The organism is Pelagicoccus albus, assembly GCF_014230145.1.
Lineage (GTDB): Bacteria > Verrucomicrobiota > Verrucomicrobiia > Opitutales > Opitutaceae > Pelagicoccus > Pelagicoccus albus.
Genome location: NZ_JACHVC010000001.1, coordinates 138955 through 152311, shown reverse-complemented (window position 1 = coordinate 152311; position 13357 = coordinate 138955). Strand labels below are relative to the sequence as shown.

Sequence of the window (13357 nt, the reverse complement as noted above, 5' to 3'; positions counted from 1 at the left end):
TCTTAAACATGAGCCATAACAAAGAGATCGAGCGCAAGTACATCCTGCATAGGCTGCCTGCCGAGATAGAAAATGCCGTTTGTTACGAACTCCGGCAGGGCTACCTCGCCAGCGGCGAAAGCGAAGTCAGGCTGAGGGATAAGGCAGGGACATTCACCCTAACCTGCAAGCAAGGATCAGGCTTGGAGCGAGTCGAAGAGGAGATCAAATTGAGCGAAGAGCAATTCTCTAGGCTCTGGCCATTGACCGAGGGTAAGCGAATCGAGAAGCGACGCTATCAAGTGCCGTATGGAGCCTACACCATAGAGCTCGATCGATTTAGCGGAGCCCTGCATCCCCTGCTCGTCGCGGAAGTGGAATTCGCCTCTGTTGAAGAAAGTAAGAGTTTTCGAGCACCTCCCTATTTCGGGCAAGAAGTCACCGAGGACAAAAGATTTAAAAATCGATCACTTGCAGAATACGGATTGCCCCAGTAACTTGCCGCCCAACTTTTTCAAATCACACGCAGGCCCCTTATGGCAGATTACCAAATCGGCGTTTTCGCAGTCACCAGCAAAGACAAACCTAAGATTGTTCTCGTTACCTCCCGCACGGGAGATCGATGGATCTTCCCCAAAGGCCAGCCTGAAAAAGATCGCAGCAAACAGAAGGTAGCCAAAGACGAGGCCTGGGAAGAAGCCGGCCTGAGCGGTACCATAAAATCCTCCCCAAACGAGTTTAAGGTCAGCTACGGCACTACCAAAAATTTGATCATCTACTACATGAAGGTGGACAAAATCCACGACAGCTATCCAGAGAGTAAAGAGCGGAAACGAACAATAGTCAGCATAGAGGAAGCAGAGGAACTATTGGAGAAAGACCTTCGCAAAGTCCTCAAAGCGATGGCCAAAAAATACCTGTAGTAGCAGTGAAGGACTAATCAGACGCTGGAGCTAAGTTTCGGCAGGAACATCGGACCCGCGGTTCGACGGAGGTGGGCGGGGCAACGAAGTGGAGCCGCTCATCGGTACCGAGGAGCAAAGCGACGACACTCGACGAGCAGCGCGAGGAGACATCGAACCCGCGGTTCGACGGAGATGGGCGGGGCAACGAAGTGGAGCCGCTCATCGGAGTCGAACCGACGACCTACTCATTACGAATGAGTTGCTCTACCAACTGAGCTAGAGCGGCGTCCAAGTCCTGAAAATGAAGGCGAGCCCTCCCCCTTGGCAAGTCGGAATTCTAGCCTCCTATGCTGGACAATCGCTGGCATTGCGATTTGCCTTTGCCACGTGTCCGAAGCGAAAAAAACTATTCGAATTTCCTCCAGCAACATCCACCTCGATGACAGAACGCTCGCCTCAGGCGTCTTGACTTGCACCCCGGGCGAGCCGCTTTCTATCGACCTACGCGGATCTATGACAGCCGATATCGAATTGCCCGATTCGGCTCATGTCGCCCTTGGCCGATTCGACCCGCACGTTCACTTTCGCGAAACCGCCATACCGACTCGCGAAGAGGTGGAAGAACATGGGCCTGAAGGCGTCGACTACGATGAACTCGTCGCCAACATCGAGAAAGCCAATTCGCTCTATTCCGTTCGCTCCGGCTGCCTCTCGGCTCTCAAAGGCGGCGTAAGCGTGGTCGGAGCCATGGGCAACACTCCGTGGGGCCCCGTCGGTGCATACCGACACGAACGTATTCAAGACCACTATACGCAAGGAGCCCCCATCCCCATCGTCATGTGGCCTCGCATGGAGCCAGGAGCGGCTGCCATAGCCGGGCACGAGGGAAAAGACTTTGGCTCTACTTTTGGTGGCTCCGGACTAACCGGGCAAACAAGGCGGGACATGTTCGAACTCTGGCGTGGCCAGGCCGTTTCCTACCACAACGACCAAGCTCGTAGCGACGAAACGATCGCCCAATTCAAGGACCGCGTGCAGCCAGACGACATTCTCCTGCACCATGAGTACTTCAACGGAGATACAGTCCTCGCCTGCCAAAAGGAAACCATGGAGCTGGCGAAAGAAGCGGGACTCAGCAGCCTACTCGCACGCCACATACCCACCGGCCCCGCCCTTCAGCAGATCCTAGACGCTCGTGACGAAATGCCCTACGCCCTGCCGGCGGAGGTCGGACTCGACTACGTCTATTGGTGCCGGGAGCGCCTCCTCACCCAAAAGCGAGAAACCGCCCTCCTAAACTATCGTCGTCCCGCCCACCCAAGCCGGGCCGATCAGCTCAGCCTGATCGAAATCACTCGCGACACTGTTCGCTCGGGCGATCAAAGCATCTTTTTCGGCACCGACCACGCTCCCCATCCTTTGGCTTCCAAAAGCTTCAAGAACGGATTCCCCGGGGCGCCAGGGACGCGAAACATCGAGCATAGTCTCCAGTTCTACGGGGAGCTGCTGCAACACTACGGCTACACTCATCACGACATCGATCTTCTCGCCTCCATCAATCCGGCCAAGCACATGGCCAAGTTCTACCAGTTTCCTTTCCCAGTCGGAACCATGACAGAGGGAGCGATGGCCAACCTCGCCATATTCGACCCAAAAGCGAGCTACACAGTAGACGAGAGCGCCCTCACCTCCCAGCTCGAGGACCCTCACTACTTCAGTGCCCTCAAAGGAGAAGAAGGCCTCCTAGGCAAGTCCCTCTTCACCGTCGCGAACGGACGCGTGTGGGACGTGTCCGGCAAGCCAAGCCCTCTCAACTGATCGCCTCAAAACGGGCTCTGCTAAGGGAGATGAAAATCCATAAATTTCTCGAGAAAAACAAGTTAGGAAGAAAAACCGCATTTAATCAAAATTCCCATTGACGGGCGGGGCGCCGCTTCTATTGTCCGTGATCTTTCAAGCAGCGGCGGGATAGCTCAGTTGGTAGAGCAGAGGACTGAAAATCCTTGTGTCCCCGGTTCGATTCCGGGTCCCGCCACCACTTGAGATCTGCGGATCACTCCCGAAAAAACGCCACCTGAAAAGGTGGCGTTTTTTTGTAAGTCTAATGTCTTAGCCCAACAAGGAATCGGTACAATTCGCGATCTAGCCGCTACGAGCGTTTCTTGCTTCCAAGGCGCCTTTCAAGGACTCCACCAAGCGGGAAGGCTCTATCGGCTTGGTCACAACTCCCCACATGCCTACCTCTAAGCATCGTTCCTTGTCTGCTTCCATCGCATTGGCAGTGAGAGCGACAACAGGGATGTCAACCGAATCGGGGCCTGACTCTCCTCGCCGGATTTTTCGAGTCGCCTCAATGCCATCCATGATAGGCATTTGCATGTCCATTAGAACTAGGTCGTATCGCCGAGCACGAAGGGCTTCGATGGCCTCGACTCCATTGACCACAATTTCAGCGTTGGCTCCCAATTTGGCCAGCATCCCTTTGACGACCAGCTGATTGGTATGATTATCCTCAGCCACAAGCACCCTGAGTCCATCCAACGGGTTTCCTCGGAAAGATCCCTGATCTCCCAAAGGTTTCCCCGCTCTCTCAGACCCATTAGCGAAAATCGACTCGAAGGTCGCCCGGAGGTCTCGATATAAAACCGGCTTAGTCAACTCGCCGGAGATTCCGAAGGAGTCAAGGTCCTCGGCCGTTATCCGGTCATCCGCTGAACTCATGATTAGAACCTTCAAGCCACTGACCGTATCCATCTCTCGGATAGCGGCCGAAAGTCGAAGCCCATCCATCAAGGGCATATCCTTGTTGATAAGAGCTATTTCAAATTGCCTAACGCTTAGTTGCTCTAGGGCTTTAAATCCACTTTCCACGGACGTCACCTGAAGCCCCCAACTTGTCAAAGTGCTCGCTATGCTCCGACGGCTATTCGGGTTATTGTCGACAAGCAGCAGCGACTTTCCCTCTACCGGAGCAAAATCATACAGAAGTGGAGTTTGTGATTCGGAAATTTCAAAGCGAGCGGTGAACCAAAACTCCGATCCCGGGCCGCCTTCGCCTTGCTCGACATAGTCCTCTGTAACGGGGCTCACAACCCCCATCTCGCCCGCCATCAACAAGACAAGCTGGCGAGATATCGCGAGGCCTAACCCCGTTCCGCCATACTTGCGAGAATGCGAGGCGTCTAGCTGGGAGAACTTGTCGAAGAGCTTATCTGCTTTTTCTCGAGGGATGCCAATTCCGGTATCTCGAATGGTAAACCGAAGCAACACTTCACCCTCACAAAGCTCCTTTGTCTCTACCATGACGGCGACTTCTCCCTTTTCCGTAAACTTAATGGCGTTGCCCACTAGGTTCATGAGGATCTGCCGAAGTCGACCACCGTCCCCATTTAATTTGGTAGGGACCCGACCACTCCAGCCGGACACGATTCCCAAGCCTTGGCTCACCGCTCCAGGTCCCAGCAAGCCCACCACATCGTCTATTAAATTCAAAAGGTCGAACTCGTAACTCTCCAAACTAAGCTTGCCCGCTTCGACTTTCGAAAAATCCAGTATGTCATTTACGACAAGCAATAAGGCTTCGCTGCTACGCTTAATGTTGCTGGCTTGGCTGAACTGTTCTTCATTTAGCTCTGTATCCAAGAGGAGATTACTCATTCCAATCACCCCATTCATCGGTGTCCTGATCTCATGACTCATGTTGGCCAGAAATTCCGACTTGGCGTTGCTCGCCTCCCTCGCTTCCTCCACCGCTTCCTGCAAGGAGGCTTTAGACTCCCTCAAGGCTTTAGTCATTTCATTGAAAAACACAGCCAACTTCGAGAGCTCATTCTTGCCTTCGACCTTAACCTTCGCGTCCAAATTTCCCGATCTAACCCTTTCGATTCCTTCGATCAGCTTCGTCGTTTGCGAACTTACGTCTTTCAAAAGCTGCAAGATAAGTAGCAGGGTTACCCCGCCCCCAAAAAAGCCCGCATAAGAGACTAATTTCCTTACGCGATCCAAAGATTCGTGAACTCGCTTTTGGGCCGAGAGACCACGACTCTCCAAAAGTAGTAGAGCCTCTGCAAAGCCATGCTCGAGCGAGCGATGAGCATCAATCATCCGCGGCTCTAGATCATCCGCACTCACCTCCAAACCTTCAGTATCGATCGTTCCGATACGAAAGCCTTCCAAAAGATTCATCGCTTCTAGAGCTGACGAGTAGAAAAGATTTCCCTCCGAAACGATATTGGCGAGGTGATACTTCTCTTGAGAGTGCAGGACAGACGATTCTAGGCTAACTTTAAGAGCTGAAAGCAGGTAGGGAATTTCGACCTCGGCGAGCTGCTTGAGGCGCGGCAGCTCCTCGTAGCTCACAACATGACGCTCCGAGATATTATCCCGGAGTATCAGATCCATTTCATTGGTCGATTCACGAGCCTGCTTGACCAGCTCTATATTCGGCTGGATTTCGTTTAAGTATTGCTCCAACTCACCCTGAGCATCTCGCGCTACTTGCCGATTGAGAAAAACGACCGATAGGATCACGCCCACCATGAGTGTGAATACACCCGCTAACTTAGCTTTGATCGTCATACCTAGCGCCTCACTTTCGCGACCTCTTCCAATCCTTTGATTTCGTAGAGCGAAAAGTAGATTCCTCGCGAAGTACCATCTTTCTTCATGGCAAGGTTCCCGCAAACCCCCTGATAAAATTCGAGCTCTAGCAACTCCGTTCTCAAGTAATCTGCAAGCGGAATAGATTGCGTGGAAGCCGCCCATTTCTTGATTAGTGACAGCGCTATATTAACCGCGTCGTAAGCTTGCATTGCGGGCCATACCGCAGAGGGCAAATCGTCAAATTTCTTTTGATAGCGATCGAGAAACCGCCTCGCGATTACGTAGTTACCATCGGCTTCGGTAAAATAAGAGAACTCAGTCCCGACTTGGGCTCCCTCCGAATTTTCGAAAAAGCCTTTTCCAAGCATAGTCGTCGACCCAAAGAATCCGCATTCGAATCCGAGTTCTCTAGCCTGCTTCATCGCGTACCCAAGATTCTTATACCCAAAAAACACGAGGGCATCGCACCCCTCCTCTTTGAACGCCATCAGGTCCTCCCTGTAGTCCTCTTTCTCTATCCCTACCGACACCAGCCGCGAATCGACGCCAAAATGGCTTACCTCCTCCGTAAAGCTCTCTCCGAAAATGGTCATAAAGTTATTGTCCACGTGAAAGCCCCGAATCGTGCGTTTCCCTAGCTCTATCACCCTGCCAGCGACTAATTGGGCAGCCTCCTCAGTCTTCTTGCCCACCGTAAAGGTGTACTCGTTCAGGCCTGCCAGCAAATCGTCATTGTTCAAGGAATTGATCAGTACAACACCGTCTCGAGCAATATCCTCTTGCAAAGCAATGGTCCCATCTGTGTGGCTCATCAGCAGTACCTTTATGTCATGCTCTTGTCGCAGCTCGTCATACAAGGGTTTGGCATTGTTGCCGTCCCAAAAGTCATTCTTAACATGAAGCTGCACCTCTGGCTCGTGCGGGGCGCGGCGGCTATTGTATTCGCTTACAGCCAAGGTAATCGCTCTAGCAGCCCCAGATCCCATGTCCTCGGCATTACCAGTCAAGGGGCCAATAAAGCCGATGTGTATGCGTTCCGGCTCCTTTGGGGAACATCCCGAAAGGAGAACCAGCAAGCTCGCAACTACCAAACAAACGTAAGATCTTCTCATGCTGAACAACATTTATAGGCGGACCCTAGACTCTACCAACGGACTAAGTATTGAATTCCTCCCGACAAATTCCATTCCCGTCCGATCCGGTATTCATTCACTCTGTATTCTGTCACTAAATACAGGCTTTCCTGAAGTTTCCAGCCAAGCTGAGCCTCCGCTACGATGTAGGAAGGCTCCTGTAAGGCGGGGAGCTCTTGATCAAAGGTGTGATCAATAAAACCAGCTAGATATAAACGCTCCAGCCTCCCCGAGAAAGACTTACGGAACACATGCTCGACCTGCCAGACATCTCCCGGCTCCTCGTCTATTTGCAAGGCATGTAGGTTGATCGAGTAACTTAGTTTCCACTTATCGAAAAGCGCCTGAAACGGAGCGGTATCATCTAGCCTGCATCTCACACCGAAACGATACCTGTCATTTTGGCTACCGCTTCGAAAATTCAGTTGAGTGGTAAGGTCGAAAGCCGAGTCTTCGGAAACCTTCCAGCGGAAATTCTGCTCGGTGTAATACTTGTACCCCGTAGAGAAACTATCCGTTTCTTCTTCACGGATAATATTGGTTAGGCTCGCGTAGTGCCATCTGTCGGAAAGCGAAGAAAATACATTTACAGTCGCTACCGAATCAGCCTTCACGTCAGTAAAAACTGGATATAGGTTAATGTCGAAAAAACCGGGGCGGGCATCGACGGTGTGAGCGTGCAGCATAGCTGCTCCACAAAGGACAGGCAGTATTGCGCGTAACATAAGAAGCGAGAGAACTAGGCGGCCTTCACTATCCCTCAAAAAAACCTCCGCGCAAATCTCCCAGAAATTTGACTGGGTTTTGACAACACTCGGACCAGCAGCTCTTCGCCAGTCAGCATCCAATCGGCATGAACAAGGAAACCGCTCGGAGGAAATCGCCGAGAAACAAAAAAAGAACGCCTCCCGAGACGGAGACGTTCCCTTCAAAAACTGATTATTCGGATAGCTCCGCGAGAGCCCCCCTCGGCTCAACCTGAGCCTAAGCGACCGCGCCGAGCTGCTGCAGCAAAGTTAGCTGGTCGGTCAATTCCCACTCTTCGATGATTTGCCCGTTCCGTAGGGTACTCAGGACGCAGCCTTCGATATCGACACGTTTTCCAGTGGCAGGCATTCCGAGAAACTCGCCTCGATGGGTGCCAGTAATCTGGATCCGAGTGAATACCGCGTCTCCCTCCGATAGCTGGTTGAGAACCGCCATCTTCAAGTCGGGAAAGGCGGACCTGAAAGCGACGACGAATGCCGCTAGCTCTTCCTGACCATCCATCTTGTCACTTGGGGAACTGTAACGGTAGTTCGGGTGGGCAATTTCCTGGATAGCGTTCAAGTTACCTCGGTTGAAGACTTCTTCGATGAATATTTGGATAATCTCTGTGTTGTTCATGACTTAGAGTTGTTGTGCTTAGGGTTGAAAAGTGTATTGGACAAAACCGACACCATAGAGAAAAACGGAGATAGTCGCGGCGACGGTTCGAAGATGATTTAGGCGAGTCCAGTCCTTCAGGTAGATCTTCCAAAATTCGCTTCCACGCTCCGCTTGCAGAGCGTCGAGCTTATGGTTTAGCGGCACGTTTCCCCTGGCAGTCACCAAGAAAACACCGAACAAATAGAAGGCCGAGGCGAAGATGAAGATATCGGGAAAGTCTCCGGCCCATCCCATCAGAACGAAGGCTCCGTTTACGAGTGAGAGAACGGCCGTCCCGATAAACGAGAGGAAGAATGTCGGGTTCAATATCACTCGGTTGATCGTCTGCATGGCTTTGATCCCCTCAGCGTCCGTCAAGCCTGCAAGGGCTTTCATGATACAAACGGAAAAGGCATAAAGCAGACCTCCCACCAGAGCGGTTCCCACGAGCCCGGCAAGGAGCAGGTTTAGCAATAGAATGTTCATGCTTGAACCTCCTCCAAATCCCAAATGCCTTCCGCGGCCGCGTCCCTGGCGAAATCGGCAAAGTCCTTCGCTTCGCGACCGAGGGCGCGTTGGACTCCATCCGCTAGGTACGCGTTTCTTCCATCCAAGACGTCGGCGATCAATTGGGCGACTGGCAGCGACTCTTCCTTCGGGAAGCCGTGCTGCTCCAGTTCTTCCGCGTATGCTTCTACGGATACTGATTGGAACTGGACTTCCCGACCAAGAGCGTCGCTTAAGTCGTGCACAACATCTTGCATAGAAAGCAGGCGCGGCCCCGAAAGCTCGTAGACTTGCCCCACATGCCGATCATCAAGAAAAGCGGCGCTAGCGACCTCGGCGATGTCATCGGCATCTATAAAAGGCTCTAGAATATCGCCAACTGGCATAGAAAGAAACCCATGGCGGATCGCGTCCTGGAACGACTCGCTAAAGTTCTGGCTGAAAACGGAGCAGCGAACGATGGTCCAATCAGCGCCCGAGGCCCTGAGTCGGTTCTCCGAATCGAGAGCGCCCTCCTCCCCTCGCCCGGACAACAAGACCAAACGCTTGCAGCCGTTTGCGACCGCGAGTTCGGCGAAAGCCTGCACCCGATCGGCGACTCCCGGGAAGGAAAGGTCCGGATAGACCGTTATGTAGGCCCCTGTCGCTCCGCTTATGGCAGGTTCCCAAGTCGCTTGATCGTCCCAGTCAAAGCGGGTCTCGCTTGATCGGGAAGCCGCTTTGACGGCGATGTTCGCATTACGAAGCCGTTCAGTCACGCGGCGGCCCGTTTTTCCACTCGCGCCGATGACGAGGATAGTATGCGCTTTGGCATCGGATGTAATTTGTGTTGCTGTGTTCATCTGCCCCAAAGCTTAGCAAAGAGCGGGAAGTCCGAACATAGCCGGAAAACTCAAGAACATAAGCGATCGTCTAAAGTGAACAAATTCGACGAATTCAGCAGTCTTCTCGAAGGGCCTAGGGCACGAGGAGCCTTCACCTTAAGAGGCTTGCTCAATGCTCCCTGGAGCCTGCGAATCGAGGCGGAGTCGCCTCTAACCGTCATCGCTATGATCCGCGGAGAAGCCCACATCCGGCACGACAACGGCAAATCCTGTTCACTCGCCCCGGGCGACGTCGCCATTACCCGAGCTCCGGGCCACTACACGGTCGCAGACCATCCCGACACCGCGCCCACTATCTTCGTCAACCCTGGACAGGACTGTCGAGCGCCGGACGGTCGTTCCTTGTTCGAGGAAATGATGATTGGCACTCGAACTTGGGGGCACGACAGCAACGCTAGCCACCTGATGCTAGTGGCGAGCTACGAATCGATGTCGGACGTTAGCGACCGGCTGAGGGAAGCCCTTCCACCCATTCTCTGGGTGAAAAACGAAGACTGGGACTCCCCGCTTATTCCCTTGCTCAATGCCGAGATCGCTCGAGACGCCCCGGGACAAGCGGCAGTGTTGGATCGACTCCTCGATATGATCCTTATCGCCATCGTGCGGAAATGGTTCGACCGGCAGGACTCCCGCGAAATGCCATGGTACGAGGCCAAAGGCGATCGCCTGGTAGGACGAGTCTTGAAGATGATCCACCAAGATCCCGCCCAAGCCTGGACCTTGAATTCCTTGGCGACAAAAGTAGGCGTTTCGCGGGCCGCCTTGGCTCGTCGCTTTCAAGAGGTGGTGGGCCAGTCTCCCATGAATTTCCTCACCCAGTGGCGCTTAGCGCTGGCAGCCGACCTTCTCTCCGAGCCGGAGCAAACCTTGGAGACAATCGCAGAGCGCGTCGGATACAGCAGCGCCTTTTCCCTTAGCTCCGCTTTCAAACGCGTGCGAGGAATCAGCCCCAAAGAGCACAGAGAGCGAAGTAAAGCCTAGGTGCTTTGCGCTTCGAAGGAACGTCCAACAGAGGTTAAGTTTAGTTCCGCCCCATCGGCTAAAAGAACACTGTATCCATCAAAAATTACAGCAGCGAATCTAACTCTGGCCTTCTCCTAAACGGCCTTGAGTTCCTGCATAGTCTGATCGACTAGCTGTTGAAAGAGGTCCAACCTCAACACGGCTCTGCCAACCTGATCCCTCTCCAAGAGATTCTGTATTTGAACACATTCCTCGAAAAGTGAAACGCATCTGAGATTGCCCGCCGCGCCCTTGAGTTTGTGTAGACACTTGTTCGCCTCCTCAAATTGCCCCAACTTCAAAAGGCTCCCGAAGCGAACCGACTCTCCCTCGATGCTAACGATCGAATCCTTCAAGAGCCCCCTCACAAACTCCAAATCTCCGTCAAGGCTCTGCAAAAGGTAGTCTCCGTCAAAGAGCTTACCATCTTCTTGTGAATTCGATCCACCCTCTTCTACTTCCTCCTGCTCGAGCGGCGGTAGAAGCCTTTCCAAAACCCGATAGACTTCAGAGACTTCCACCGGTTTTGAAATGAAGTCGTCCATTCCCGCCTCGAAGCAGGCAGCCCGGTCCTTAAATCGCGTATTCGCTGTTAAAGCGACAATGCTGACATGAGGGTCCCATTTGGACGGATCACCGCTTCGAATGACTTTGGTGGCCTCGACGCCATTTAGCTCTGGCATCTGAATATCCATGAAAATGAGGTCGAATGCTTGCAGGTTTAAGGCAGTTATCGCTTCGATACCGTTTCTCACACACACCGGTGAGATACCGAGCTTCTCGAGCACCGCTTCGATAACAATTTGGTTCGAGCTATTATCTTCTACCACCAATACCCGTTTGGACCGGTTTTCGAAACAATTTTCGTCGTATGCCATGTCTTCCATATCGATGTAGCTCGCAGAGCCGACACCGGATACAAGAGCGTCGAATATGGAAGACTGCCGGAGCGGAGAAAACAGTACTTCAATGTCCAAACCGGTCTCGATCCCAAAAAGGTCGCTGTCTATGAATATCAGCTTCACGCCTGCGGCTCCCATGATATCCTCAAGGCGGGCGGCAAACTCAGACGCTGGCATACCTTCGTTGTTGGAATCGAAAATCACATAGTCGAGCGACATGCCTTTATCGATTCGAGACTTTATGAGTTCTAGAGCCAGAGCAGCCTTGGAGCACGCTCCCGTATTGACCGACCAAACAGAAAGGACCGACTCCAACTGTTCCCTCAAGGCCATGTTTTTGGATACAAGCAAACAACTCCTATCAGATAGCTCCTTCGGAGCATTAAGTACCCGAGAGGATTTCACCGCGTCGAACACAATGCTGAAACTCACCGTCGTCCCCTCTCCCTCCACAGAATCCAGTCGGATCGTTCCGTCCATGAGGTCTAAAATTCGCTTCACTCTAGCCAATCCCAGGCCAGTGCCACCATAGGACCTCGAGGTCTTGTCATCCACTTGGGCAAAACCATCGAATACTTTTTGCAACTGAGCTTCGGGAACTCCGATACCCGTATCGCGGACCGTGAAGTTGACCACCGTCTCACCGCCTATGCTCCCTATTTTCTGGACGTAAAGGGAGATTTCGCCGCTCTCAGTGAATTTGACGGCGTTGTCCAGGACTTCCATCAATATCTGTTTCAATCGAGCCGTGTCTCCTCGAAAAAACCGCGGCAAGCTGGGAGCCAATTTCCATGTATAGCCAAGCCCTTTACTCTTGGCCTTTACGGAATAAATATCGGAGACCTCTTGCAAGGTCTTGGCTAATTCAAAATCGAGATTAGCCAATTTGATGTCTCCTGACTCGATCTGAGTGAAGTCTAGAATGGATTCCACCATCTTCAGTAGAGACTTGCCCGAACTTTCGATCGATCCGATCATTTGCCCCTGTTCCTCCGTAACCTCACTCGTCACCTGCAGAAGCGAAGCCATTCCGATAATGCCATTAAGTGGCGTGAGAAGCTCGTGTCCCATATTGGCGAGGAAACGACTCTTCGCTAAGTTGGAGCGTTTCGCGTCTTCAGTGGCTGCTGCGAGCTCGGATCGTTGCAAGTACTCAATAGTCTTGTCTACGACGACTCCCACTAGGGAAAGTCTCGTTCCATCCGTGTCGTAGACAACGTTTCCAACCAGTCCGAAGCGCCGCAGAAACCCATCTTCCGACTTCAAACGATAGTCTAGGGCGATTTTTCGGGTACCCTTTTCGATACCCAGCAGATTGCTACGAAACGACTCCCGATCGTCCGGATAGACAAGCTCAAGCCAGGCGCCAAACAGGTCACCTACCTCCTGCTTCACTCCATGCATCTCATACATCTTGTCATCCCAATCCACGCGGCGATTCGAAAAGGCCATCTCCCAAGTGCCCACTTTCCCCACCGATTCCGCTAGATCGAAACGCAATTTCCTGTTTTTGCTGCGGGTATGATCCGTACGTATCGAAATATAAGATACAATATCGCCGGCATCGTTTAAGACGGGACTGATCGTTGTGAGAAGCCAAAAGAGCGACCCATCCTTAGCCCGGTTACAAATCTCGCCTTCCCAGATTTCACCGCGTCTTATGACGCTCCAAAAATTCGCCCAAAAGGATTTGGGGTGAAATCCAGAGTTTAGTATTTTGTGAGTTCGGCCGAGAAGTTCGTCCTTGCTGTATTGGCTAACGCGACAGAAGTTTTCGTTGGCGTACGTTATTACGCCACGATGATCGGTGATCGCCACGATGGCATGGCGATCGAGCGCCTGGAATAAACCGGGCGGATCAGACGGAGAAGATTCCGATGGGATAGACATCTTTAGGATCAAGAATTGGTAGATACTACCTAAAAACTAGTGCATTTACCTATTCCAGTAAGGATAAACCGTCAACCTATGAGCGAAAAAATCGATGATCCTATTGAAACCTCTGCCGAAGCCGGCTATCTACCCTAACGATTGCT

General features: G+C 52.4%; 11 protein-coding genes and 2 tRNA genes. 5 read left to right on the top strand and 8 right to left on the bottom strand.

The genetic code is table 11. The features are described from left to right. Positions 1–8: 8 nt before the first annotated feature. Both H5P27_RS00655 and H5P27_RS00650 read left to right on the top strand, forming a co-directional pair. A complete protein-coding gene (locus H5P27_RS00655) occupies positions 9–476 on the top strand; it encodes a CYTH domain-containing protein (RefSeq protein WP_185658451.1) in 468 nt (155 codons plus the stop codon). Between the two features lie 39 nt (positions 477–515). After that, the gene (locus tag H5P27_RS00650; protein ID WP_185658450.1) at positions 516–902 is read left to right on the top strand and encodes an NUDIX hydrolase; all 387 of its coding nucleotides are present in this window, start codon (positions 516–518) and stop codon (positions 900–902) included. 192 nt (positions 903–1094) lie between these two features. Here H5P27_RS00650 and H5P27_RS00645 read toward each other — a convergent pair. After that, a tRNA-Thr gene (locus tag H5P27_RS00645) sits at positions 1095–1170 on the bottom strand. Between the two features lie 101 nt (positions 1171–1271). Here H5P27_RS00645 and H5P27_RS00640 point away from each other — a divergent pair. Together H5P27_RS00640 and H5P27_RS00635 are read left to right on the top strand one after the other, a co-directional pair. Continuing rightward, entirely contained in the window at positions 1272–2702 is a 1431-nt protein-coding gene (locus H5P27_RS00640; protein ID WP_185658449.1) for an amidohydrolase family protein, read from the top strand. 144 nt (positions 2703–2846) lie between these two features. Continuing rightward, positions 2847–2922: transfer RNA gene (locus H5P27_RS00635), tRNA-Phe, on the top strand. A gap of 104 nt (positions 2923–3026) precedes the next feature. Here H5P27_RS00635 and H5P27_RS00630 read toward each other — a convergent pair. The 6 genes from H5P27_RS00630 to H5P27_RS00605 all read right to left on the bottom strand — a co-directional run bounded on the left by H5P27_RS00630 (position 3027) and on the right by H5P27_RS00605 (position 9375). Continuing rightward, positions 3027–5462 carry a response regulator gene (locus H5P27_RS00630; protein WP_185658448.1) on the bottom strand — a complete coding sequence of 812 codons (2436 nt, stop codon included), beginning with the start codon at positions 5460–5462 and terminating at the stop codon, positions 3027–3029. Between the two features lie 2 nt (positions 5463–5464). After that, positions 5465–6598 (bottom strand): ABC transporter substrate-binding protein, encoded by a 1134-nt coding sequence (locus H5P27_RS00625; protein WP_185658447.1) that lies wholly within the window; start codon positions 6596–6598, stop codon positions 5465–5467. A gap of 32 nt (positions 6599–6630) precedes the next feature. Beyond that, on the bottom strand, positions 6631–7344 hold the full coding sequence (locus tag H5P27_RS00620; RefSeq protein WP_185658446.1) for a hypothetical protein: 714 nt from the start codon (positions 7342–7344) through the stop codon (positions 6631–6633). 259 nt (positions 7345–7603) lie between these two features. Continuing rightward, positions 7604–8005, bottom strand: a complete 402-nt coding sequence (locus H5P27_RS00615) for an ester cyclase (RefSeq protein ID WP_185658445.1) — start codon at positions 8003–8005, stop codon at positions 7604–7606. Positions 8006–8023: 18 nt separating this feature from the next. Then, on the bottom strand, positions 8024–8512 hold the full coding sequence (locus tag H5P27_RS00610; protein ID WP_185658444.1) for an anthrone oxygenase family protein: 489 nt from the start codon (positions 8510–8512) through the stop codon (positions 8024–8026). After that, complete coding sequence (locus tag H5P27_RS00605; RefSeq protein WP_185658443.1) at positions 8509–9375, bottom strand: SDR family oxidoreductase; 867 nt, start codon at positions 9373–9375, stop codon at positions 8509–8511. Before H5P27_RS00605 ends, H5P27_RS00610 begins: the two co-directional genes overlap by 4 nt. A 75-nt stretch (positions 9376–9450) precedes the next feature. On the opposite strand from H5P27_RS00605, the gene H5P27_RS00600 reads away from it, so the two are divergent. Continuing rightward, positions 9451–10398, top strand: coding sequence for an AraC family transcriptional regulator (locus tag H5P27_RS00600; RefSeq protein WP_221774556.1), 948 nt, complete (start codon positions 9451–9453; stop codon positions 10396–10398). Positions 10399–10514: 116 nt separating this feature from the next. Here the strand turns inward: H5P27_RS00600 and H5P27_RS00595 are convergent, their stop codons facing one another. Continuing rightward, positions 10515–13211: an ATP-binding protein gene (locus H5P27_RS00595; RefSeq protein WP_185658441.1), complete on the bottom strand. Its 2697-nt coding sequence runs from the start codon at positions 13209–13211 to the stop codon at positions 10515–10517. Between the last annotated feature and the right edge of the window lie 146 nt (positions 13212–13357).